At 61.6% G+C, this 22,607-nt stretch carries 18 protein-coding genes and 1 pseudogene; 6 read left to right on the plus strand and 13 right to left on the minus strand.

The annotated features are described in order from the left end of the window. Positions 1-58 precede the first annotated feature (58 nt). The 5 genes and pseudogenes from ccoP (ACW9IB_RS17245) to ACW9IB_RS17265 all read right to left on the minus strand — a co-directional run. Positions 59-1,036, minus strand: a complete 978-nt coding sequence (ccoP, locus tag ACW9IB_RS17245) for a cytochrome-c oxidase, cbb3-type subunit III (protein ID WP_457414607.1) — start codon at positions 1,034-1,036, stop codon at positions 59-61. Next, positions 1,033-1,218 carry a CcoQ/FixQ family Cbb3-type cytochrome c oxidase assembly chaperone gene (locus tag ACW9IB_RS17250; protein ID WP_005790274.1) on the minus strand — a complete coding sequence of 62 codons (186 nt, stop codon included), beginning with the start codon at positions 1,216-1,218 and terminating at the stop codon, positions 1,033-1,035. Before ACW9IB_RS17250 ends, ccoP (ACW9IB_RS17245) begins: the two co-directional genes overlap by 4 nt. Before the next feature lie 5 nt (positions 1,219-1,223). Continuing rightward, entirely contained in the window at positions 1,224-1,832 is a 609-nt protein-coding gene (gene ccoO, locus ACW9IB_RS17255; protein WP_025854274.1) for a cytochrome-c oxidase, cbb3-type subunit II, read from the minus strand. Further along, positions 1,832-3,274, minus strand: coding sequence for a cytochrome-c oxidase, cbb3-type subunit I (gene ccoN / locus ACW9IB_RS17260; RefSeq protein WP_457414609.1), 1,443 nt, complete (start codon positions 3,272-3,274; stop codon positions 1,832-1,834). Before ccoN (ACW9IB_RS17260) ends, ccoO (ACW9IB_RS17255) begins: the two co-directional genes overlap by 1 nt. Positions 3,275-3,603: 329 nt before the next feature. Continuing rightward, positions 3,604-3,696 (minus strand): annotated as a pseudogene (locus ACW9IB_RS17265) (VapC toxin family PIN domain ribonuclease); the annotation flags it as partial. 161 nt (positions 3,697-3,857) lie between these two features. Between ACW9IB_RS17265 and ACW9IB_RS17270 the strand changes: the two are divergent. Continuing rightward, complete coding sequence (locus ACW9IB_RS17270; RefSeq protein ID WP_457414611.1) at positions 3,858-4,508, plus strand: hypothetical protein; 651 nt, start codon at positions 3,858-3,860, stop codon at positions 4,506-4,508. A gap of 101 nt (positions 4,509-4,609) precedes the next feature. On the opposite strand, the gene ccoP (ACW9IB_RS17275) is transcribed toward ACW9IB_RS17270, so the two are convergent. From ccoP (ACW9IB_RS17275) to ccoN (ACW9IB_RS17290), 4 genes are read right to left on the minus strand one after another with little or no spacing between them, the layout of a single operon-like run. Then, entirely contained in the window at positions 4,610-5,542 is a 933-nt protein-coding gene (ccoP, locus tag ACW9IB_RS17275) for a cytochrome-c oxidase, cbb3-type subunit III (RefSeq protein ID WP_457414613.1), read from the minus strand. Continuing rightward, positions 5,539-5,739, minus strand: coding sequence for a cbb3-type cytochrome oxidase subunit 3 (locus tag ACW9IB_RS17280; protein WP_457367908.1), 201 nt, complete (start codon positions 5,737-5,739; stop codon positions 5,539-5,541). Before ACW9IB_RS17280 ends, ccoP (ACW9IB_RS17275) begins: the two co-directional genes overlap by 4 nt. Positions 5,740-5,742: 3 nt before the next feature. Further along, positions 5,743-6,351, minus strand: coding sequence for a cytochrome-c oxidase, cbb3-type subunit II (gene ccoO / locus ACW9IB_RS17285; RefSeq protein ID WP_457414616.1), 609 nt, complete (start codon positions 6,349-6,351; stop codon positions 5,743-5,745). A 10-nt stretch (positions 6,352-6,361) separates the two neighbouring features. Beyond that, positions 6,362-7,786 carry a cytochrome-c oxidase, cbb3-type subunit I gene (ccoN, locus tag ACW9IB_RS17290; RefSeq protein WP_457414617.1) on the minus strand — a complete coding sequence of 475 codons (1,425 nt, stop codon included), beginning with the start codon at positions 7,784-7,786 and terminating at the stop codon, positions 6,362-6,364. 79 nt (positions 7,787-7,865) lie between these two features. Between ccoN (ACW9IB_RS17290) and ACW9IB_RS17295 the strand changes: the two genes are divergently transcribed. Beyond that, positions 7,866-8,558, plus strand: coding sequence for an alpha/beta family hydrolase (locus ACW9IB_RS17295; RefSeq protein WP_457414619.1), 693 nt, complete (start codon positions 7,866-7,868; stop codon positions 8,556-8,558). A 117-nt stretch (positions 8,559-8,675) separates the two neighbouring features. Here the strand turns inward: ACW9IB_RS17295 and ACW9IB_RS17300 are convergent, their stop codons facing one another. Then, positions 8,676-10,241, minus strand: coding sequence for a methyl-accepting chemotaxis protein (locus ACW9IB_RS17300; protein WP_457367904.1), 1,566 nt, complete (start codon positions 10,239-10,241; stop codon positions 8,676-8,678). Between the two features lie 74 nt (positions 10,242-10,315). Next, positions 10,316-11,107 (minus strand): CPBP family intramembrane glutamic endopeptidase, encoded by a 792-nt coding sequence (locus ACW9IB_RS17305; RefSeq protein ID WP_457414621.1) that lies wholly within the window; start codon positions 11,105-11,107, stop codon positions 10,316-10,318. Between the two features lie 419 nt (positions 11,108-11,526). Here ACW9IB_RS17305 and ACW9IB_RS17310 point away from each other — a divergent pair, with 419 nt between their 5' ends. Continuing rightward, a complete protein-coding gene (locus ACW9IB_RS17310; protein ID WP_457414623.1) occupies positions 11,527-12,387 on the plus strand; it encodes a DMT family transporter in 861 nt (286 codons plus the stop codon). A gap of 33 nt (positions 12,388-12,420) precedes the next feature. Here the strand turns inward: ACW9IB_RS17310 and ACW9IB_RS17315 are convergent, their stop codons facing one another. Together ACW9IB_RS17315 and ACW9IB_RS17320 are read right to left on the minus strand one after the other, a co-directional pair. Beyond that, positions 12,421-13,317 carry a DMT family transporter gene (locus tag ACW9IB_RS17315; RefSeq protein ID WP_457414624.1) on the minus strand — a complete coding sequence of 299 codons (897 nt, stop codon included), beginning with the start codon at positions 13,315-13,317 and terminating at the stop codon, positions 12,421-12,423. 64 nt (positions 13,318-13,381) lie between these two features. Next, a complete protein-coding gene (locus ACW9IB_RS17320; protein WP_457414625.1) occupies positions 13,382-15,007 on the minus strand; it encodes a methyl-accepting chemotaxis protein in 1,626 nt (541 codons plus the stop codon). Positions 15,008-15,394: 387 nt separating this feature from the next. On the opposite strand from ACW9IB_RS17320, the gene aceK reads away from it, so the two are divergent. The 3 genes from aceK to ACW9IB_RS17335 all read left to right on the plus strand — a co-directional run bounded on the left by aceK (position 15,395) and on the right by ACW9IB_RS17335 (position 22,597). Continuing rightward, positions 15,395-17,110, plus strand: coding sequence for a bifunctional isocitrate dehydrogenase kinase/phosphatase (gene aceK, locus ACW9IB_RS17325; RefSeq protein ID WP_457414627.1), 1,716 nt, complete (start codon positions 15,395-15,397; stop codon positions 17,108-17,110). 70 nt (positions 17,111-17,180) lie between these two features. Next, positions 17,181-21,092, plus strand: a complete 3,912-nt coding sequence (gene hrpA, locus ACW9IB_RS17330; RefSeq protein WP_457414628.1) for an ATP-dependent RNA helicase HrpA — start codon at positions 17,181-17,183, stop codon at positions 21,090-21,092. A 383-nt stretch (positions 21,093-21,475) separates the two neighbouring features. Then, a complete protein-coding gene (locus ACW9IB_RS17335; protein WP_457414630.1) occupies positions 21,476-22,597 on the plus strand; it encodes a beta-ketoacyl-ACP synthase III in 1,122 nt (373 codons plus the stop codon). The last annotated feature ends 10 nt before the right edge of the window (positions 22,598-22,607 follow it).

Consider the following 22,607-nt stretch of genomic DNA (forward strand, 5'->3'; position numbering starts at 1 on the left):
TCAGTCGCAAATCAAGTTGACTGATACACCGCATTCGCGAGCAAGCCCGCTCCCGCACTTACTGCTCCTCGGCCTTCTTGTCCCCATGGGACAAGCTGTACACATACGCCGCCAGCAAGTGCACCTTATCGTTACCCTGCAATTGTTCTTGCGCAGGCATCTGGCCCTGGCGACCGTAGCGAATGGTCTGCTGCAACTGGGCGAAGCTCGAACCGTAGATGAACGCACCGGGGTGGGTGAGGTCTGGCGCGCCCATGGCGGGGGTGCCCTTGCCTTGCGGGCCGTGGCAGGCCACGCAGTTGGCGGCGAAGAGTTTCGCACCGTTGGCGACGTCGGCCTTTGCGCCTTCCGGCAGTTTGCGGCCATCGAGGTTGGTCACCACAAAGCCCGCCACGTCGGCCACGCCTTGTTCGCCGATGACGTCGGCCCAGGCCGGCATCACCGCGTGGCGGCCTTTCATGATGGTTTCCTTGATGGTGGCCGGTTCGCCACCCCAGCGCCAGTCGGCATCGGTCAGGTTGGGAAAGCCGTAAGCGCCCTTGGCGTCGGAGCCATGGCACACCGAGCAGTTGGATGCGAACAGGCGACCACCCATCTTCAAGGCTTGCGGGTCCTTGGCCACTTCTTCAATCGGCATCGAGGCGAATTTGGCGAAGATCGGGCCGAACTTGGCGTCCGACCGTGCCATTTCCTTTTCCCATTCATGCACGCCGGTCCAGCCGGTCTGGCCGTTGGCGAACGGGGTTTGCTTGTCGTTGTCGAGGTAGTTGTAGCCCGGCAGCAGGCCCTTCCAGTTGCCCAGGCCCGGGTACAGCGCCAGGTAGCCCAGGGCGAAGACGATGGTGCCGACGAACAGCATGAACCACCACTTGGGCAACGGGTTGTCATACTCCTCGATGCCGTCGAACGAATGGCCGACGGTTTCGTCGGTTTGCTCGGCGCGCTGCCCCCTGCGGGTCGACAGCAGCAGCCAGGTCAGGGCGAAAATGGTACCCAGACTGAGGACTGTGACGTACAGACTCCAGAACGTAGTCATTCTTTGTTACTCCTAGAAGCTTGCTCGACGTGCTTGATGGCTTCGGGATCATCCGCAAAGGGCAGCATGGTCGCGTCGTCAAACTCCGACTTGCGCCGGGGACTGAACACCCACAACGCCAGGCCGACAAAGGCCACCATCACGACAACGGTGCCCAGGCCTCGAATCATCCCGATATCCATGAAGGTCACCGTTTGCTTTTGATGAGGGTGCCCAGGCCTTGCAGGTAGGCCACCAAGGCGTCCATTTCGGTCTTGCCCTTCACGGCTGCGGCTGCACCGGCGATGTCTTCATCGGTGTAGGGCACGCCCAGGGTGCGCAAGACTTCCATCTTCTTCGCGGTGTCCTTGCCGTCGAGCTTGTTTTCCACGAGGAACGGATACGCCGGCATTTTCGACTCCGGCACCACGTTGCGCGGGTTGTACAGGTGCGCACGCTGCCAGTCATCGGAGTAACGCCCGCCGACACGGGCCAGGTCCGGCCCGGTGCGCTTGGAGCCCCACAGGAACGGGTGGTCCCACACGCTTTCGCCGGCCACCGAGTAATGGCCGTAGCGTTCGGTTTCGGCGCGGAACGGACGGATCATCTGCGAGTGGCAGCCGACACAACCGTTGGCGATGTAGACGTCGCGGCCTTCCAGTTCAAGGGCGGTGCGCGGCTTCATGCCTTCCACCGGCTTGTTGGTCACGTCCTGGAAAAACAGCGGAACGATCTGGGTCAGGCCGCCGATGCTTACGGCGATGACCATGAAGAAGGCCAGCAGGCCGATATTCTTCTCGACTACTTCATGCTTCATCAGTGCGCTCCCACAACGGCGATCTTGGCGGCGGCTTCGGCTTCGGCAGGGTCGGAGGCACGTACGGTGCGCCAGACGTTGTAGGCCATGAACAGCATACCGGCGGCGAAGAACGCACCGCCCAGGGCGCGGACGATGTAGCCCGGGTGGCTGGCTTGCAGCGCTTCGACAAAGGAGTAGGTGAGGGTGCCGTCATCGTTGATCGCGCGCCACATCAGGCCCTGGGTGATGCCGTTGACCCACATCGAGGCGATGTAGAGCACGGTGCCGATGGTGGCCAGCCAGAAGTGCGCGTTGATCAGCCCGACGCTGTGCATCTGCACGCGACCGAACAGTTTGGGAACCATGTGGTACACCGCGCCGATGGAAATCATCGCCACCCAGCCGAGGGCGCCGGCGTGCACGTGGCCGATGGTCCAGTCGGTGTAGTGGGACAGCGAGTTGACGGTCTTGATCGCCATCATCGGCCCTTCGAAGGTCGACATGCCGTAGAACGCGAGCGACACCACCAAAAAGCGCAGGATCGGGTCGGTGCGCAGCTTATGCCAGGCGCCCGAGAGGGTCATCATGCCGTTGATCATGCCGCCCCAGCTGGGGGCCAGCAGGATGATCGACATCGCCATGCCCAGGGACTGTGCCCAGTCCGGCAATGCGGTGTAGTGCAAGTGGTGCGGGCCGGCCCAGATGTACAGGGTGATCAGCGCCCAGAAGTGCACGATGGACAGTCGATAGGAGTAGATCGGACGCTCGGCCTGTTTGGGCACGAAGTAGTACATCATCCCCAGGAAGCCGGTGGTCAGGAAGAACCCCACGGCGTTGTGGCCGTACCACCACTGGATCATCGCGTCCGTCGCCCCGGAATAGGCCGAGTAGGACTTGAACAGGCTGACCGGCAGCGAGGCATGGTTGACGATATGCAGCATCGCCGTCACCAGGATGAACGCGCCGTAGAACCAGTTGCCCACGTAGATGTGCTTGGTCTTGCGCTTGACGATGGTGCCGAAGAACACCACGGCGTAGGTCACCCAGACGATGGCCAGCAAAATGGCGATGGGCCATTCCAGCTCGGCGTATTCCTTGGTGGTGGTGTAGCCCAGCGGCAGGGTGACGATGGCACCCAGGATGACCGCTTGCCAGCCCCAGAAGGTGAAGGCCGCAAGGCTGTCGGAGATCAGTCGCGTCTGGCAGGTTCGCTGCACGACATAGTAGGAGGTGGCAAACAATGCACAACCACCGAAGGCGAAGATCACCAGGTTGGTGTGCAGTGGGCGCAGGCGACCGAAGGTCGTCCATGGCAAACCGAAATTCAATTCCGGCCAAACCAGTTGCGAGGCGATGAACACCCCGAGCCCCATGCCAAGGATCCCCCAGACCACCGTCATGATGGTGAACTGGCGGACTACCTTATAGTTATAAGCAGTCGGACTGATTGCTGTGCTCATTCTAAGGTTCCACGGTTCAGGTTTTTTTATAGGTAAAATCGGCCGCAAGTATGTAGAAAGCGAGGGGCCATTGCAACGCAAGGGCTGACCTGTATCAATGCGTTCCACGCCAGATTCTGCGCCCTTTCCCTGTTTTGAGTAGGGACAAAATACAAAATGGAAAGCTGATCGAGTGGACAGGAAAATTTCGGCTCGTGACGGGAGTCGTCGCGTATGCCAGAACCGGTCCGCTGTGCAGGGAAGCGTAGACCCGAATGGCGGGAGGGGAAAGTTGTGCGTTGGAGGGGGTGTGACAAAAGGTCGCGAAGTCTCGGCGGGGGAAAGGGCGGTTATTCGTCCCAGGGATTGATCGCCGTCACGCCACTGGATTTGAAGTCACTGCGATTGCGTGTGAACACGGTGAGTCCGTGTATCCGCGCGGTCTTGCTGGCCGGGCTAGCAAGACAGTGCGCAAAAAGCGTTGGCGAACACCAGGCCAGATCTATTTATGCGTGAAAACTCTTCATGGATTGGAACCGGCTAGGCCTTTTTCCCACATAGGAAAAGCAAATAGGCAGTAGGACTTCCAGTTAAGGAGAATTTGATGAGTGTTAACGCAATGTCCAATCACGCCATGCACGCTATGCAGCCGGCGTCGCAACTTTCGACAAAACCGGGCACCGACAATCCGTTCACGCGGATGAGTGAGGCGCAATTGGTCAGGCATCTCTACGCTAATTTCGACAGGTTCACCGACCCTAAGCAGCCAGGCGTTGTCACGCGTCAATCCCTTGAGCGCATCGCGTATAGCTCCACGCAGTCTGGTATCAGCGCCGAAGATTCGCAGTTTGCACGGGCGCTGCTGGAAAACCATGGCCTCATGGACAAGCTGGACACCTATGGCAGGTCCAGACACGACGGAAAAATTAAACGGGAAAGTGCCCTTGCCGTCGCCTCCCCTGAGTACCAGCGGTTCAGTACCATGAGCGATAAGGAGATGTCCGACTACTTGATTGATCATTTCGATACGTTCAAGGAGTCCCCGGAAACTTTTAGCGCGTCCGGGCCCGATCTGGGGGTGACCATTTGGTCACTTGAGGATGTAGCCCTTTGGCCGAAGTCGCCTCTTGAGGCGAAGATGTTTGCGCATGAGTTGCTGGATCGCCCCGAGCTGATGAGTCGGCTGGGATTGAAGGATCGGGGCAGCCGAGTGACCCAACAATCTCTCGTGATCGCTCAGTCCAATCTTCCGTAAGTGCAACAATCAACGCTGTCGGTCTGATTGAAGCCACTGCAACCTGACAAAAAGCCCCGTCAGTATTCACTGTGCGGGGCTTCGTAGTGGGCGAGGGCTGATTACTCCTGCGTCTTCTGCTCCCCATGGGACAAGCTGTAAACATACGCGGCCAGCAAGTGCACTTTGTCATTGCCCTGCAACACGTCCTGCGCCGGCATCTGGCCCTGGCGGCCATGACGGATGGTCTGCTGCAACTGCGCCAAGCTGGTGCCGTAGATGAAGCCGGCGGGTTGGGTCAGGTCAGGTGCGCCCATGGCTTGCATGCCGTGGCCCTCTGGGCCATGACACGCCACGCAGGTGGTATTGAAGGCCGCCTGGCCGGCGACCCGGTCGGCGTTGCTGTCGACGGGCAACGGCAGCTTGGCCAGATCGTGGCGTACATAAGCGGCGACGTTTTTCACCCCGTCTTCGCCCAGTATTTCACCCCAGGCCGGCATCGCCGCATGACGCCCATTCATGATCGTCGTTTTGATCGCGTCGGCCGAACCGCCCCAGCGCCAGAGCGTGTCCGCCAGATTCGGGAAGCCGTACGCGCCCTTGGCATCCGAGCCATGGCACACCGCGCAGTTGGAGGCGAACAGGCGCGCCCCCATTTTCAGCGCCTGCGGATCCTTGGCGACCTCTTCCACCGGCATCGCCGCGAATTTGGCGAAGATCGGCCCGAACTTGGCGTCGGCCCTGGCCATTTCCCTGTCCCATTCCCTGGTCTGGGTCCAACCGTCTTCATAGCCTGGCAACACACCTTTCCAGTTGCCCAGGCCCGGGTAGAGGATCAGGTAGCCGACCGCAAACACCAGGGTGCCGACGAACAGCATGAACCACCACTGGGGCAGCGGGTTGTCGTATTCCTCGATACCATCGAAGGCGTGGCCCATGGTCTGGTCCAGGCTGCCCTTGGTTTCGCCCTTGCGGGTGCCGATCAGCAGCCAGGTCAGGCCGATCAGGCTGCCGAGGGTCAATACGCAGATCCATGTACTCCAGAACAGGGTCATGGCTGTGGGCTCCTTGTTGCAGGCTCGTCATGAGCGTCGGATGGAGAAGGTTCATCGGCGAACGGCAGCAGGCGCGCCTGCTCGAATTCCGCATTGCGTTGGCGGTTGAACACCCACAGCGACAGGCCGATGAAGGCGATGGCGACCACCAGCGTGCCGAGGCCGCGGACGGTGCCGGCATCGAATTCAAATCCCATGGCTCACCTCTTGCTCTTGATGGCAGTGCCGAGCACTTGCAGGTAGGCAACCAGCGCGTCCATCTCGGTCTTGCCCTTGAGGCTGGCCACGGCACCGTTGATGTCGTCGTCGCTGTAGGGCACGCCAAGGGTGCGCATGACTTTCAACTTGGTCTCGGTGTGACTGCTGTCGACCTGGGCGGTGACCAGCCACGGGTAGGCCGGCATTTTCGACTCGGGCACCACGTTGCGCGGGTTGTACAGGTGCGCGCGGTGCCAGTCGTCCGAGTAGCGCGCGCCGACGCGCGCCAGGTCCGGCCCGGTGCGCTTGGAGCCCCACAGGAACGGGTGGTCCCACACGCTTTCGCCGGCCACCGAATAGTGGCCATAGCGCTCGGTCTCGGCACGGAACGGGCGGATCATCTGCGAGTGGCACTGTACGCAACCTTCGCGAATGTAGATGTCACGGCCTTCCAGTTGCAGCGCGGTATAAGGCTTCATGCCATCGACCGGGGTGTTGGTCACATCCTGGAAGAACAGCGGGACGATCTGGGTCAGGCCGCCGATGCTCACGGCCAGTACCATGAGCAGCATCAGCAGGCCGACGTTCTTTTCAATCGTTTCGTGTTTCATCTTGAACTCCTCAGGCCAACTGCGCGGTGGTGACGGCTTCGACAGGTTGCGCCGAACGTACGGTGCGCCAGGTGTTGTAGGCCATCAGCAGCATGCCGCCGAGGAACACCGCACCGCCCACCAGCCGCACGATGAAGCCCGGATGGCTGGCCACCAGGGTTTCGACGAAGGAGTAGGTCAAGGTGCCGTCTTCGTTGACCGCACGCCACATCAGGCCCTGGGCGATGCCGTTGACCCACATCGAGGCGATGTAGAGCACGGTGCCGATGGTGGCCAGCCAGAAATGCGCGTTGATCAGGCCGAGGCTGTACATCTGCTCGCGGCCGAAGACTTTCGGGATCATGTGGTACAGCGCGCCGATGGAGATCATCGCCACCCAGCCGAGGGCGCCGGCGTGGACGTGGCCGATGGTCCAGTCGGTGTAGTGGGAGAGGGCGTTGACGGTCTTGATCGCCATCATCGGGCCTTCGAACGTCGACATGCCGTAGAAGGCCAGGGAAACGACCAGGAAGCGCAGGATCGGGTCGCTGCGCAGCTTATGCCAGGCGCCCGAGAGGGTCATCATGCCGTTGATCATGCCGCCCCAGCTCGGGGCCAGCAGGACCAGCGACATCACCATGCCCAGCGATTGCGCCCAGTCCGGCAGCGCGGTGTAGTGCAAATGGTGGGGGCCGGCCCAGATGTACAGGGTGATCAGCGCCCAGAAGTGCACGATGGACAGGCGATAGGAATACACCGGGCGTTCGGCCTGCTTGGGCACGAAGTAATACATCATCCCCAGGAAACCGGCGGTGAGGAAAAAGCCGACGGCGTTGTGCCCGTACCACCACTGCACCATGGCATCCGTCGCACCGCCGTAGAGAGAGTAGGACTTGGTCAGGCTGACCGGGATTTCCAGGTTGTTGACGATATGCAGGATGGCCACGGTGATGATGAACGCACCGAAGAACCAGTTGCCGACGTAGATGTGCTTGGTGGTGCGCTTCATCACCGTGCCGAAGAACACGATGGCGTAGGCCACCCAGACGATGGTGATGAGGATGTCGATCGGCCATTCCAGTTCGGCGTACTCCTTGGAACTGGTGTAGCCCAGTGGCAAGGTGATCGCGGCCAGAAGAATGACAAGCTGCCAGCCCCAGAAGCAGAACGCGGCGATTTTCGGCGCGAACAGCTGTGTCTGGCAGGTGCGCTGCACCGAATAGAACGAGCTGGCGAACAGTGCGCAACCACCAAAGGCGAAGATCACCGCGTTGGTGTGCAATGGGCGCAACCTGCCGAAGCTGGTCCACGGCAGGTCGAAGTTGAGCGCAGGCCAGACCAATTGGGCGGCGAGAAAAACCCCGAGGCCCATGCCGACGATGCCCCACACCACCGTCATAATGGCGAATTGGCGGACCACCTTGTAGTTATAGGCGGTACTTAAAGTAGTGTTCATGGTTCCCCATCCACGGTTCAACCCAAGCCAGTGCGGCACTTGGGCTGGAGTTATAGGCAGACTAAAAAGCGAGGCAAGCATGGGCAAAGAGCACAAGGCCAGTATTGACGGGGATCAATGGGCGCAGTGTGTGCGGGAGCGGGGTTGGTTGTGGGATGTCGCGACAGGCGCCGGCGTGGATACGCCGGTGACCTTGATCCTGGCCCACGGCGCCGGCGCCCCGATGGACTCAGCGTTCATGAACGACATGGCTGCACGCCTTGCCGCGCACGGCGTGAACGTGCTGCGCTTCGAGTTTCCCTACATGGCCCAACGCCGTGTGGACGGTGGCAAGCGTCCGCCGAACCCGGCGCCCAAACTGCTGGAGGCCTGGCGTGAGGTGTACACCGAGGTGCGACGTCATGTCGCTGGGAAACTGGCGGTTGGCGGCAAGTCCATGGGCGGGCGCATGGCCAGTTTGCTCGCCGATGAGTTGGGTGCCGACGGACTGGTGTGTCTGGGCTATCCGTTCTATGCGGTGGGCAAGCCTGGGAAACCTCGGGTCGAGCATCTGGCCGGGCTGAAGACGTCGACCTTGATCGTACAAGGCGAACGCGATGCCTTGGGCAATCGGGAGGCGGTGGAAGGGTATGCGTTGTCGCCGAGCATCGAGGTGATGTGGCTGGTGGCGGGGGATCATGACTTGAAGCCGTTGAAGGCGTCGGGGTTCAGCCATGAGCAGCATCTGGAGGCGGCGGCGGTGAAAGTGGCTGAGTTTCTTGGTGGCTGTTAGGGCCTCTTCGCAGGCAAGCCAGCTCTCACATTGGACGGGGTTCACAGATTTTGATTTGTGAATGCATTCAAGTGTGGGAGCTGGCTTGTCGAGTCGTCGCACCGCTGCGAAAGCGGTTTATCGGTTGAAACGCTCTACCAGCGAATACTGGGTATTGGCGGTATGGGTCAGCTCTTCACTCAACTGCGCCGAGTTCAACGCCTGCTCCGACGTCTGGTCCGCCAGCAACGCAATGGTGCTGATATTGCGGCTGATCTCTTCGGCGACCGAGCTTTGCTCTTCGGTCGCTGCGGCGATCTGGGTGGTCATATCGGTGATATGCGCCACTGCCTCGCTGATGCCCACCAGTGCCTCATCGGCCTCCATCACTCGCGCTACGCCTTCTTCGGCCTGGCGATGCCCGGCGTCCATGGTTTGCACGGCGGCGCTGGCGGTTTGCTGCAGCTTGGCGATCAGGGTATGGATCTGACCGGTGGACTCGGCAGTGCGCTGAGCCAACTGTCGAACTTCGTCCGCGACCACCGCAAAACCACGGCCCATCTCACCGGCACGAGCCGCTTCGATGGCGGCATTCAAGGCCAGCAGGTTGGTCTGGTCGGCGATGCCTTTGATCACATCGACCACGCCGCCGATTTCATCGCTGTCCTTGGCCAGTTGGGTCACGGTCACGCCGGTTTCACCCACTGCGACGGACAGGCGCTGAATCGCCTCGCGGGTTTCCCCGGCGATGTCGCGACCACGGCCGGTCAGGCGGTTGGCTTCCTGGGTCGCATCGGCCGTGCGCTGCACATGGCTGGCGACTTCCTGGGTGGTCGCCGCCATCTGGTTGACCGCGGTGGCCACTTGTTCGGTTTCGACGCGTTGGCGTTCCAGGCCGCTGGAGCTGTTGTGCGCCAGGGTATTGGACTGCGCCGCCTGATCGTTGAGGTGTTCGGCGGTGTCCTGCAAACGTGTGAGGCACGTCTTCAGGCGTGCCTCCTGGCTGAGGATCGACATCTCCAGCCGTGCCTGGGCGCCACGGCTGTCGGTGTACATCTGCGCGATCAACGGGTCGGAGGTGGTCTGTTCCGCCAGGCGCAGCAGGCGCTTGAGGCCACGTTGCTGCCAGCTCAGGCCCAGCAGGCCCAACGGCACCGACAACGCCGCCGCCAGGGCGAAGCCCCAGTGGGAATTGAGTGACGCGCCGATCATGAAGCTCAACTGGCTCACCAGAATAAAGGGCAGCCAGTCCTGCAACACCGGCAGCCATTTATCGCGCTGTGGAACGGCAGACTTGCCCTGGTTGAGGCGTTGATAGAGCGCTTCGGCCCGGCGGATCTGCTCGGCGGTGGGCTTGATACGCACCGATTCGTAGCCGATCACCTGGTTGCCATCGAAGACCGGCGTCACATAGGCGTTGACCCAATAGTGATCACCGCTCTTGCAGCGGTTCTTGACGATGCCCATCCATGGCAAGCCTTGTTTGAGCGTGGCCCACATGTGCGCGAACACCGCCGCCGGAACGTCTGGGTGACGTACCAGGTTGTGCGGCGCACGTACCAGTTCGTCACGGGTGAACCCACTGATCTCGACAAACGCGTCGTTGCAGTAAGTGATCACACCCTTGGCATCGGTGGTGGAGATCAACCGTTGCTGAGCGGGGAAGGTACGTTCGCGCTGGGTAACGGGTTGGTTATTACGCATGATTGTTCAATCCGCAAGGCTTTGAGGGGGTATCGGCGGTTGCAGGCATTTATTTAGCTTATTTTTTGCAACAATCAGCCGGCCAGCATCGGGTACGTAAACAAACCGAAGTGAAGCAGGTTCAAGCCGAAGTGCGTCGCCACCGCAGCACCCAGTCCGCCGAAGCGATAGGCCAAGCCATACCCGATGCCCGCGATCGTCGCCAGGAGCACCCAGTACCAGCCCGCCCCGACATGCACCAGGCCGAACAGCAACGAAGCCAGCAGCAGCGCCAGGTTCTCGCCATAGGGCAGGTGTTTGAGGCGCTGGCTGAGCCCGCCCTGAATGTAGCCGCGGAACAGTGTTTCCTCCACCAGAGTCACCAGCAGCAGGTTGTTGAGTACCCACAGCCAAGACTGGTCCGGCCACTTGGGCGCCCAGTCGATCACGCCCAGCAGGTTCGCCAGGCCCAGCGCAACAATGGCCGTCAGCGTCAACGCCAGTGCGGTCACGCAGATCGACAGGCGCAAGGTGCGCCGCGCCACGATCCATGGGCAGGCCAGCAGCAGCCAGAAACCAATCAGCGGTTTGTCCTGGTTCAGGTACATCGAGAAGGGCACTGCGTCAGCGGTAAACCGTTGAGGGGCGATGGCGCGACCGTTGTAGAAGCCCGGTAACCAGTGCATGGCCAGGCCCAATGCCAGCACGATGAACAAGCCGTGGCCAAGGTAGCGTGCCCAGGGCGTGCGTTGCTGGCGCACGGCGTAGCCGGCCAGTAACAGCAGGGCGACGGACAGTGCCGCCAGTGCGCCCAGCTGCCCGTAGGCGAGGGCCAAAACGTAGCCGATGGAAAGAAGCGCCAGGTACAGCCAGGGCAGTGCGATCATGGGGAGCATCCTTGAAAAAACTCGGCGGCATTATAGCGACGGGGCTTGCCGACCCGCATGAAAACTCCGCCACGCGCGGGTGTTCATGAAGTGTTTGCAAAACGTATCCGCGGCTGGTTATAGTCGCCGCGTCTTCATCCCTTCACACAAGATCAGCCCATGCCAGCTCTCCAGCGCACAGTGGTAGTCGATTCAGCGGTCAACGCTGCGGTCGTGCCGTGCGGGAACCAGCAGCCTGTGCAGATCAGTCATTACCCACCTCCTGTCAGTAGCACGCCGGTGTACGCAGTCGTATCACCGCCGGGTGTTGGCATTTCGGGCTGATCAGCTGATCGCTGTTCCCGTCTGCCCACCTCAAAAAACCTACTGAGTTTCAGCGCTTGCTGAATTGGCTTCTTGTCTGATGACAGGTGGTATTCATGTCTGTTCTTTCGAAACAATCCGTGGCCGCGGCGGCCTCGACGAGCCTGTTTGTCCTGCTGTGGAGCAGTGGGGCGATTTTCTCCAAATGGGGCCTGGCCCACGCTTCACCCTTTGCCTTTCTGCTGATCCGTTTTGCCATTGCCCTGGTGGGCTTGGTGGTGCTGATTCCGGTTCTGCGGTTGAAGCTGCCGCGTCCCGGCAAACCCTTGCTCTACGCGGTATCGACCGGGCTGGTGTTGCTCGGGGCCTATCAGATTTTCTATCTGCTGGCCTTGAACCTTCACGTCACGCCGGGGGTGATGGCTACCATCATGGGCGTGCAGCCGATCCTCACTGTGGTGCTGATGGAGCGTCAGCGTTCGTTGAGCCGCGTGTTCGGCCTGGGGCTTGGGTTGGCGGGGCTGGTCATGGTGGTCTATCAGGGCATCGGTGTGTCCGGCATGTCCCTGGCGGGCATGCTGTGCGGGCTGCTGGCCCTGGCCAGCATGACTTTCGGCTCGATCATGCAGAAGCGCATTACCGACAACCCGCTGGGCACACTGCCGGTGCAGTACCTGGCGGGGCTGCTGCTGTGTGCGGTGTTTGTACCGTTCCAGCCGTTCCATTTTGACCACGGCACCGGCTTTTACCTGCCGGTGCTGTGGATGGGGCTGGTGGTGTCCGTGCTGGCGACGCTGTTGCTGTACCGCCTCATCGCCCGGGGCAATCTGGTGAATGTCACCAGTCTGTTCTACCTGGTGCCGGCGGTGACGGCGGTGATGGACTACCTGATCTTCGGCAACCGGCTGGCGCTGCTGAGCCTGCTAGGGATGGGGTTGATCATCATCGGCCTGGTGTTTGTGTTCCGCAAACACTGATGGATGCCGCTGCAGGAGCCGGCATGCCGGTTCCTACAGCGGTTTGGCCAATTTGCCCGGCCGCAGCACCAGCCACAACGCGCCCGCAATCAATACACCGCCATACAGATGCGCCATCGACAGGGGTTCATCGAGCAGTAACGCGCCCCACAGCACGCCGAACGGCGGAATCATGAAGGTCACGGTCATCGACTTCACCGGGCCGATGGCGGACAGCAGGCGGAAGTACAGAATGTAGGCGAACGCGGTGCACACCAGGCCCAGCCCCAGCAACGACAGCCATACATTCCAGCCGCCCCAACTGGCAGGCGGATGGCTGATGGCGTTGTAGGCAAACAACGGCAGCAGTAACAGTGTGGCGCCGAGCATGCTGCCCAGGGCCGAAAGGCGGCTGTCCAGCCCACCTTGCTGGTCCAGCCAGCGTCGGGCGAGAAAGCCGGCAAAGCCATAGCAGGTGGTGGCCAGCAGGCAGGCCAGCGCGCCCATCAACAGGTGCAGGTCAAACGCTACCGGCCCGGCACGGGTCAGCACGCCCACCCCCAGCAGGCCCAGGCACACCCCCGAGACTTTCGACAGCGTCATGCGTTCACTGAAAAACAGCCCGCCGATCAACACACCCATCAGCGGCGTGGTGGCATTGAAGATCGCCGAATAACCCGCCGGCAGCACTTGGGCGGCCACCGAATACAGGGTCGCCGGGATCCCGGAATTGATCATCCCGAGCAGCAGCACCGTCTTGAACTTGCCCTGGAAATCCCACTTCACCCGCATCACCGCGAGGATCGCCAGCAAGCCCGCAGCGGCAATCGACACGCGGAAAAACGCCGTCGGCACGCTGCCGATCTCCGGCGCGATGATGCGCATGAACAGAAAGCTCGCGCCCCAGACGGCCGCCAGCCCCAGCAGGTACACAATATCGACAGGTCTCACGAAGCGCTCCTACGTCAGTAAGGCGGCGAGTGTTGCCCAGAGACCTGCCCAACACAATCACTGATTACACGACAAACCGCGTGACCAGCCCGTTGAGGTCCACGGCCAGGCGCGACAGCTCCTGGCTGGCGGCTGACGTTTGCGTGGCGCCGGCGGCGGTCTGGGTGGACAAGTCACGAATGTTCACCAGGCTGCGGTCCACATCCCGTGCCACCAGCGCCTGTTGCTCGGCGGCGCTGGCGATCACCAGGTTGCGCTGGCTGATCTGCGAGATGGCGGCGGTGATCTTTTCCAGGGCGCTGCCGGCGCTGTTGGCCCGTTGCAGGGTCTGGCCGGCGTGTTCGGCGCTGCTGGTCAGGGCGTCGACGGTGTCCTGGGTCCCGCGCTGGATGCCGGTAATCATCTGTTCGATTTCTTCGGTGGAGTCCTGGGTGCGTTGCGCCAGGGAGCGCACCTCATCGGCGACCACCGCAAAACCACGTCCGGCCTCACCGGCCCGCGCCGCTTCGATGGCTGCGTTCAAGGCCAGCAGGTTGGTTTGCCCGGCGATGCCGCGGATCACTTCCAGCACCTTGCTGATGTCCTGGGCCTGCACGGCCAGGCCTTCGGCCTTGTTGGAGGCGCCGAGCACTTCGTCCACCAGGTTCTGGATCGAGCTGATGGTTTCGCTGATCTGGTAGTGGCCGTGTTTGCTGTCCTCGTCGGAGGCCTGGGACGCTTCGGCACTCGACACCGCATTGCCCGCCACTTCATCCACGGCAGCGCTCATTTCGGTGACGGCGGTGGCGGCCTGTTCGATCTCATCGTTCTGCGCCTGCAAGCCACGGGTGCTCTGTTCCATCACCGAGCTCATCTCTTCGGCGGCCGAGGCCAGTTGCTGGGCCGACTCGCTGATGCCACGAATGGTGCTCTGCAACTGCGTCTGCATGGTGGCCAGGGCGGTCAGCAACTGGGCCGGCTCATCCTGGCCCTGCACCACGATCGGTTGGCTCAGATCACCGCCGGCGATGGTGCGCGCCACATTCAATGCCTGGCCAAGCGGTGCGGTGATACTGCGGGTCAGCAACCACGCCAGCAGGAGGGTGGCAATCAGCGCGATGACGATGATCAGGCCGACAACCCACTGCGCGCTCGAATACATCTGCGCGGCTGAATCCGCCGCGGCTTCCACACCTTTCTGGTTGAAGGTGATCAGGTCTTCCAGGCTTTGATTGAGGACCGTGCCCTGGGGCGCCAGGCGGCTGTTGAGCAGGTCAATGGCCTCCTGCTGCTGGTCTTTGTCTACCAGGGCGACCATTTGATTGACGATGCTGAGGTAGGTGGCCGCGTTGCCTTTCAACACCTTGAGCAGGTCGCGTTCGGCGTCGCTGCTCAGCAGGGTTTCATGGCGGTCCAGCAAGGCTTGCAGTTCGCTGCGCTGGCGGGTGATCAGGACCTTGCTGTTGTCGCGGATACGCGATTCGTCGGTGGTGGCCAGGCGCAGGGCTTCCAGACGGATGCTGGCCACATAGGCGGCGCTGTCATGGATGTTCTCGATGCTGGGCATCCACGACTCTTCGATAACCAGCGCGCTCTCCCGCAGCTTGGCCATCTGCCCCAGGCCAAACAGGCCCACCACCACCAGCAGACTGGCCAGTACCCCAAAACTCAGGCTGGCGCGCAGACCGATCCTCATGTTCCTCAATGACATCTCAATGCTCCTTGGGCGATTAGAACCTGTTCCCGGATCGGTCTTCAGACCTTGTTAGGGTGGGAGAGGGCGCGCTATATATCAAAGTGCCATCAATGTCGTAATCAGGGTTTCCCTTAGTGGAATTCCGCGCATCGCGAGGTGGAGACGACCGAGGTTGTGCAGCGTTTTCCGGCGCCTGCCTGCCAAGCCCCGCCGTTGCAGGCGTACGGGTAAAACGAAAGGTGACTTGGAGGTTTGTTTGTTGACCGATTGGTCGAATAAAAAAATTGAAAACAAATGTACGAAATACGCGGATTTGTTCCGGTTTGTGCAAGAAGTGACTCTTCTCGCGCCTGCATTCACTGACTAAGCTCAAGGCTCCAGATACCCGCAGAGGTTTCCCGCATGTCGCAGTCCGCCCTCGCCGTCGCCCGGATGATCCTCGATGGCTTTGACGATTACCGTGAGCATTTCCGCCGGATCACCGACGGTGCCCGTGAGCGTTTCGAAAAAGCCCAATGGCAACTGGGGCAGGCGGCTTCGGCGGCGCGCATCAACCTTTATGAAGAGAAGGTTGCAGAGGTAACTGCGCGGCTGCGCGCGCACTTCGAAGAGGCGGTCTTGCTCGACATCGATGCCTGGCCCGTGGTGAAAAGCGCCTACATCGGGCTGATCGACCTGCGCTTTGACGATGAACTCTCGGAGACCTGGTACAACTCGATCTTCTGCGGCCTGTTCAGCCACGACCTGATCAGCGATGGTTGCATGTTTATCCACACCACCCGGCCTAGCCTGCGCCGGGCGCGGGCCGCGCAGACCCGCACCTACACGCCCGACGGCAACATCGCGCAGATGCTGGCGCAGATCTTTGCCGACTACCGCTTCAGCGAGCCCTACGCGGACCTGGCCACCGACCTGCGCCGCCTTGAAGCGCAACTGCGCGAAAGCCTGCCGGACTGGGTGTGCAAGGACCCGGAACTCAATGTCGAGCTGTTCTCCTCGGTGCTGTATCGCAACAAGGGCGCCTACCTCGTTGGCCGTCTCTATACCCACGATGAACAATGGCCGCTGGTGATTCCGCTGCTGCACCGCGAAGGACGGGGCATCCAGATCGATGCGCTGATTACCGACGAAGCAGAGGTGTCGATCATCTTTTCGTTCACCCGGTCCTACTTCATGGTCGACGTACCGGTACCGGCGGAATTTATCGGCTTTCTCCGACGCATCCTGCCGGGCAAGCACATTGCCGAGCTGTATACCTCCATCGGTTTTTACAAGCACGGCAAGTCAGAGTTCTACCGCGCATTGATCAATCATCTGGCCACCACCGATGACCGCTTCATCATGGCCCCTGGCGTGCGCGGCATGGTCATGAGCGTGTTCACCCTGCCGGGCTTCAACACGGTGTTCAAGATCATCAAGGACCGTTTTTCACCGTCGAAAAACGTCAACCGCGCCACCGTGATCGAGAAGTATCGCCTGGTCAAAAGTGTCGATCGCGTGGGGCGCATGGCCGACACCCAGGAGTTCGCCGACTTCCGTTTTCCCCTGAGCAAGTTCGAACCCGAGTGCCTGGCCGAGTTGCTGGAAGTCGCTGCCGGCACCGTCGAGGTAGAAGGGGACACCGTGCTCATCCGCCATTGCTGGACCGAGCGGCGCATGACCCCGCTCAACCTCTACCTGGACAACGCCAACGCAGCCCAGGTGCGCGAAGCCCTGGAGGACTACGGCCTGGCCATCAAGCAACTGGCGGCGGCGAATATTTTCCCCGGCGACATGCTCCTGAAAAACTTCGGCGTCACCCGCCATGGGCGTGTGGTGTTCTACGACTACGACGAAATCTGCTTTCTGACCGAGGCCAACTTCCGCCATATTCCGCCGCCGCGCACCCCGGAAGACGAAATGGCCTCCGAGCCCTGGTACTCCATCGGCCCGCTGGACGTATTCCCCGAAGAGTTCCCGCCATTCCTGTTTGCCGATGCCAGCCAGCGCAGACTGTTCGACGAATTGCACGGCGAGCTGTACGACGCCGACTACTGGAAGGGCCTGCAGGAGGCGATTCGGGCAGGCAAGGTGATCGATGTGTTCCCTTACCGGCGCAGGGACCGCGATAACGAATGAGGCGCGCGCGGGCGGGCGGTTTTCTGCGACAATCCGCCCCCTGCATAAATAGACGACCGTTACGTACCTGATGACAGACCAAGCGCCCGCTATCGACCAACTGCTGAAAAACCTCGACCATGCCCTGCTCGCCGACCGTCACCGGTTGCGGCGTCAGTTGCTCGAGCTGCGCAAGAAGCCCGATGAGGAAAAGCTCGCGCAGTGGGTCGCGCGCATGCAGGCGTCTTGTGCCCAGGTCACGGCGCGGCGTGACAGTGTGCCGGCGATTCGGTATGACGACAGCCTGCCCATCGCCGCCAAGCGTGACGAAATCAAGGACGCGCTGCTCAAGCATCAGGTATTGATCATTGCCGGCGAAACCGGCTCGGGTAAGACCACGCAGTTGCCCAAGATCTGCCTGGAAATCGGTCGCGGCCAGTTCGGCCTGATCGGCCATACCCAACCGCGCCGTATCGCAGCGCGCAGCGTGGCCAGCCGGGTGGCCGAGGAACTGGCCACGCCATTGGGCGCGCTGGTCGGCTACCAGGTGCGTTTCGAGGATCAGAGCGACTCCAATACCCTGATCAAGCTGATGACCGACGGCATCCTGCTGGCGGAAACCCAGAACGATCGCTACCTCGAGCGCTACGACACGATCATCGTCGACGAAGCCCACGAGCGCAGCCTGAACATCGACTTCCTGCTCGGCTATTTGAAGACCCTGCTGCCACGTCGCCCGGACCTGAAAGTCATCATCACCTCGGCGACCATCGACCTGGAGCGTTTTTCCAAGCACTTCAATGACGCGCCCATCGTGGAAGTGTCGGGTCGTACTTTTCCGGTGGAAACCTGGTACCGCCCGCTGACCCTGGAACAGGACGAAGAGGGCAACCGCGTCGAGGACGACCTGACCGTCGACCAGGCGATCCTTGCCGCACTGGATGAAATTGCCGCTTATGAACGCAGCGAACGGCGCAGCCCCGGCGATGTGCTGGTGTTTCTGCCGGGCGAACGCGAAATCCGCGATGCCGCCGAGATGCTGCGCAAGGCGCAGCTCAGGCACACCGAGATTTTGCCGCTGTACGCGCGCCTGTCGCCGGCCGAACAACAGCGCATTTTCCAGTCGCACCCGGGCCGGCGCGTGGTGCTGGCGACCAACGTCGCCGAAACCTCGCTGACCGTGCCGGGCATTCGCTACGTAATCGACAGCGGCACCGCGCGCATCAGCCGCTACAGCTATCGCGCCAAGGTACAGCGCCTGCCCATCGAAGCGATTTCCCAGGCCAGCGCCAACCAGCGTAAAGGCCGCTGCGGGCGGGTCGAGCCGGGTATCTGCGTGCGGTTGTACAGCGAAGAGGATTTTATCGGACGCCCGGAATTTACCGACCCGGAAATCCTGCGCACCAACCTCGCGGCGGTGATTTTGCAGATGCTGCACCTGCGCCTTGGCGAAATCACGGACTTCCCGTTTATCGAGCCGCCGGATGGCAAGGCTATCAGTGACGGTTTCAACCTGCTGCAAGAGCTCTCGGCGGTGGACCGCAATAGCCAGCTCACGCCGTTGGGCCGTCAGCTGGCGCGCCTGCCGGTGGACCCGCGCATGGGGCGCATGCTGCTGGAAGCGGCCAAGCTGGGCAGTTTGCAGGAGGTGTTGATCGTGGCCAGCGCCATGTCGATCCAGGACCCGCGCGAGCGCCCACCCGAGCGCCAGCAGGCCGCCGACCAGGCGCATGCGCAATGGAAGGACACCGACTCGGATTTCGCCGGGCTGGTCAACTTGTGGCGTGGCTTTGAAGAACAGCGCCAAGCGTTGACGGCGAGCCCGTTGCGCAATTGGTGCCGCAAGAACTTCCTCAATTACCTGCGCTTGCGCGAGTGGCGCGATTCCCATCGCCAGTTGAGCCTGATCTGCCGCGATATGCAGCTGGCGATCAACAAAGAACCGGCCGATTACCCGAAATTGCACAAGGCGGTGCTGTCCGGCCTGCTGAGCCAGATCGGTCAGAAAACCGAAGACGGTGATTACCTGGGCGCGCGGCAGCGGCGCTTCTGGATTCACCCGTCGTCGGGCATCGGCAAGAAGCGCCCGCAATGGCTGATGACCGCCGAGCTGGTGGAGACCACCAAACTGTATGCGCGCATGGTCGCCAAGATCGACGCCGACTGGATCGAACCCCTGGCCGGGCATCTGATCAAGAAAAACCATTTCGAGCCGCACTGGGAGAAGAAGCGCGGACAAGTGGTGGCCTATGAGCAGATCACCTTGTTCGGGTTGATCGTGGTAGGGCGCCGGCCGGTGCATTTCGGTCCGATCGATCCGGTGGTGTCCCGCGAGCTGTTTATCCGCGAAGGGTTGGTGCGCGGCGAGATTCAGTCGCGCGCCAAGTGCCTGGCGGCCAATCAGAAACTCTTGGAGCAGCTTGACGAACTGGAAGCCAAGGCGCGCCGACGGGACATCCTGGCCGACGAGGAAACCCTGTACGCGTTCTACGATGCGCGCCTGCCCGCCGAGATCCACCAGACGGCCACGTTCGACAGTTGGTACCGGGTCAACAGCCAGAAGAACCCGCAACTGCTGATCATGCGCGAGGAAGATGTGCTGGCCCGTGAAGCCAGTGAAGTCACGGCGCTGCACTACCCGGACACCCTGCGCCTGGGCGACCTGGAGCTGGCCCTGAGTTACCACTTCGAGCCCAACCACCCCCGCGACGGCGTGACCCTGCGCGTGCCGGCGCCGCTGCTGCCGGCGTTGCCGCCGGAGCGTCTGGAGTGGCTGGTACCGGGGGTGATCGAAGCCAAGTGCATCGCCCTGGTGCGCAACTTGCCCAAAGCGCTGCGCAAGAATTTCGTGCCGGTGCCCGATTTCGTCAAGGCGGCGCTGCAACGCATTGAGTTCGGCCAGGGTTCGCTGCCCCAGGCGCTGGGCCGTGAACTGCTGCGCATGACGGGGGCGCGCGTGGGCGACGACGCTTGGACCGAGGCCGCGCAGCAGGTGGAAAACCATCTGAAGATGAATCTGGAAGTGGTCGATGGCCAGGGCAAGTTCCTCGGCGAAGGTCGCGATCTGGCCGAGCTGACCGCACGCTTCGCCGAAGCCAGCCAGGCGGCGCTGGCGGTGCCGCAGACTGCGAAAAGCCAGCAGCCGGTTGAGGCCAAGGTATTCGCGGCAGTGGCCGAAACCACCCAGCAGAAGATCGCCGGCTTGTCGATGACGGTGTACCCGGCGTTGGTGGAAGAAAACGGCACGGTCAAGGAAGGACGTTTCTCTACCGCTGCCGAGGCCGAGTTCCAGCACCGTCGCGCCTTGCAACGCTTGCTGATGCAGCAACTGGCCGAACCGGCCAAGTTCCTGCGGGGCAAGCTGCCTGGCCTGACCGAGCTGGGGTTGATGTACCGCGAACTGGGGCGTGTCGATGCGCTGGTGGAAGACATTCTGCTGGCCAGCCTTGACGGTTGCATCCTGGACGGCGAGCCGAGCCTGCCACGGGACGGCGCCGGGCTGGCGGCCCTGGCCGAGCGCAAGCGTGGCAGTTGGACCGAGCACGCCGAGCGCCTGGCACGCCTGACCCTGGAGGTGTTGAAGCTCTGGCACGGTTTGCAAAAGCGCTTCAAAGGCAAGATCGACCTGGCCCAGGCGGTGGCGTTGAACGATATCAAGCAGCAGTTGGGCCACCTGGTGTACCCGGGGTTCGTGCGGGAAACCCCCGCGTACTGGCTCAAGGAATTGCCACGTTTCCTCAAGGCCATTGAGCTGCGCCTGGAAAAACTGCCGAGCCAGGTGCAGAAGGACCGGGTGTGGAGCGGCGAGTTGTCCGGCCTGTGGACGCAGTATGAAAACCGCCTGAAAAAGCATGCGCAGGAAGGCAAGCGCGACCCCCAGCTGGCGCTTTACCGCTGGTGGCTGGAGGAATACCGGGTGTCGTTGTTTGCCCAACAGCTGGGGACCAAGGTGCCGATTTCCGACAAACGCTTGAGTAAGCAGTGGGGCCTGGTCGAAGCCTGAAATACAACACCAATCCCCTGTGGGAGCGGGCTTGCTCGCGAATGTGGTGTTTTGATTGTTCCCACGCTCCGCGTGGGAATGCCGCCCTGGACGCTCTGCGTCCGCTGTTGAAGTCGTGACGCGGAGCGTCACAGGATGCGTTTCCACGCAGAGCGTGGGAACGATAATGTATCCCGGCAAGGGTGTGTTTATTGAGGGTATGGCGCGAAATCCCGAGGTTTGTGGCAAACTTCGCCGCTATAAATGCCGGGATCGTCGTGAAAAGCCACGACGCGATGGAATAAAGCGTTGCCAGTTTGGTGCCCGCAGTGCGGAATCGGACTACTTAAAGTTTGGTACGACAGTACCAATATCTTCTGCCTGACAGATTTAGAGGAACGACCGTGCATAACGTCGTCATCAGCGGCACTGGCCTGTATACCCCCGCCAACAGCATCTCGAACGAAGAGCTGGTGCAGTCTTTCAATGCCTACGTGCAGCAGTTCAACAGTGATAACGCGAGTGCCATCGAGCGCGGTGAAGTGCAGGCGCTGACGGAGTCCAGCGCGGCCTTTATCGAGAAAGCGTCAGGCATCAAGAGCCGCTTTGTCATGGACAAGGACGGCATTCTCGACCCGCAGCGCATGGCGCCACGCCTGCCCGAACGCAGCAACGACGAATGGTCGGTACTCTGCCAAATGGCCGTCGGCGCCGCCGAACAGGCTTTGCAGCGCGCCGGCAAGACCGCCGCTGACATCGATGGCGTGATCGTCGCCTGCTCCAACCTGCAACGCGCCTACCCGGCCATTGCAATTGAAGTCCAGGCAGCCTTGGGCATCCAAGGCTTCGGTTTCGACATGAACGTAGCCTGTTCTTCGGCCACTTTCGGCATTCAGAACGCCGCCAACAGCATCCAGCTGGGGCAAGCGCGGGCGATCCTGATGGTCAACCCGGAAGTCTGCACCGGTCACCTGAACTTCCGCGACCGTGACAGCCATTTCATCTTTGGTGATGCGGCCACCGCCGTGGTGCTCGAGCGCGCTGATCTGGCGACGTCCAGCCATCAGTTCGACGTGGTGAGCACCAAGCTGCTGACGCAGTTCTCCAACAATATTCGCAACAACTTCGGCTTCCTCAACCGCACGGCGGAAGAGGGTGTGGGTGCACCGGACAAGCTGTTCGTACAGGAAGGCCGCAAGGTGTTCCGCGACGTTTGCCCGATGGTGGCCGAGCTGATCGGCGCGCACCTGGCGGAAAACCAGCTGGACGTCGCCGATGTGAAGCGCTTCTGGCTGCACCAGGCCAACCTGAGCATGAACCACTTGATCGTGAAGAAACTGCTGGGACGCGAAGCCTCGGTGGAAGAAGCGCCGGTGATCCTCGATACTTACGCCAACACCAGCTCGGCGGGCTCGGTCATTGCGTTCCACACCTACCAGGACGATCTGCCCAAAGGGTCGGTGGCGGTACTCAGCTCGTTTGGCGCGGGTTATTCGATCGGCAGCGTGATCCTGCGCAAACGCTGATCTACCGGTC

It is taken from the genome of Pseudomonas sp. SDO524_S393, assembly GCF_054071875.1.

Excerpts from the sequence above, each read along its gene's own strand:
- ccoP (WP_457414607.1), bottom strand. The coding sequence starts at position 1,036 with ATGACTACGTTCTGGAGTCTGTACGTCACAGTCCTCAGTCTGGGTACC.
- ACW9IB_RS17250 (WP_005790274.1), bottom strand. The coding sequence starts at position 1,218 with ATGGATATCGGGATGATTCGAGGCCTGGGCACCGTTGTCGTGATGGTG.
- ccoO (WP_025854274.1), bottom strand. The coding sequence starts at position 1,832 with ATGAAGCATGAAGTAGTCGAGAAGAATATCGGCCTGCTGGCCTTCTTC.
- ccoN (WP_457414609.1), bottom strand. The coding sequence starts at position 3,274 with ATGAGCACAGCAATCAGTCCGACTGCTTATAACTATAAGGTAGTCCGC.
- ACW9IB_RS17270 (WP_457414611.1), top strand. The coding sequence starts at position 3,858 with ATGAGTGTTAACGCAATGTCCAATCACGCCATGCACGCTATGCAGCCG.
- ccoP (WP_457414613.1), bottom strand. The coding sequence starts at position 5,542 with ATGACCCTGTTCTGGAGTACATGGATCTGCGTATTGACCCTCGGCAGC.
- ACW9IB_RS17280 (WP_457367908.1), bottom strand. The coding sequence starts at position 5,739 with ATGGGATTTGAATTCGATGCCGGCACCGTCCGCGGCCTCGGCACGCTG.
- ccoO (WP_457414616.1), bottom strand. The coding sequence starts at position 6,351 with ATGAAACACGAAACGATTGAAAAGAACGTCGGCCTGCTGATGCTGCTC.
- ccoN (WP_457414617.1), bottom strand. The coding sequence starts at position 7,786 with ATGAACACTACTTTAAGTACCGCCTATAACTACAAGGTGGTCCGCCAA.
- ACW9IB_RS17295 (WP_457414619.1), top strand. The coding sequence starts at position 7,866 with ATGGGCAAAGAGCACAAGGCCAGTATTGACGGGGATCAATGGGCGCAG.
- ACW9IB_RS17300 (WP_457367904.1), bottom strand. The coding sequence starts at position 10,241 with ATGCGTAATAACCAACCCGTTACCCAGCGCGAACGTACCTTCCCCGCT.
- ACW9IB_RS17305 (WP_457414621.1), bottom strand. The coding sequence starts at position 11,107 with ATGATCGCACTGCCCTGGCTGTACCTGGCGCTTCTTTCCATCGGCTAC.
- ACW9IB_RS17310 (WP_457414623.1), top strand. The coding sequence starts at position 11,527 with ATGTCTGTTCTTTCGAAACAATCCGTGGCCGCGGCGGCCTCGACGAGC.
- ACW9IB_RS17320 (WP_457414625.1), bottom strand. The coding sequence starts at position 15,007 with ATGTCATTGAGGAACATGAGGATCGGTCTGCGCGCCAGCCTGAGTTTT.
- aceK (WP_457414627.1), top strand. The coding sequence starts at position 15,395 with ATGTCGCAGTCCGCCCTCGCCGTCGCCCGGATGATCCTCGATGGCTTT.
- hrpA (WP_457414628.1), top strand. The coding sequence starts at position 17,181 with ATGACAGACCAAGCGCCCGCTATCGACCAACTGCTGAAAAACCTCGAC.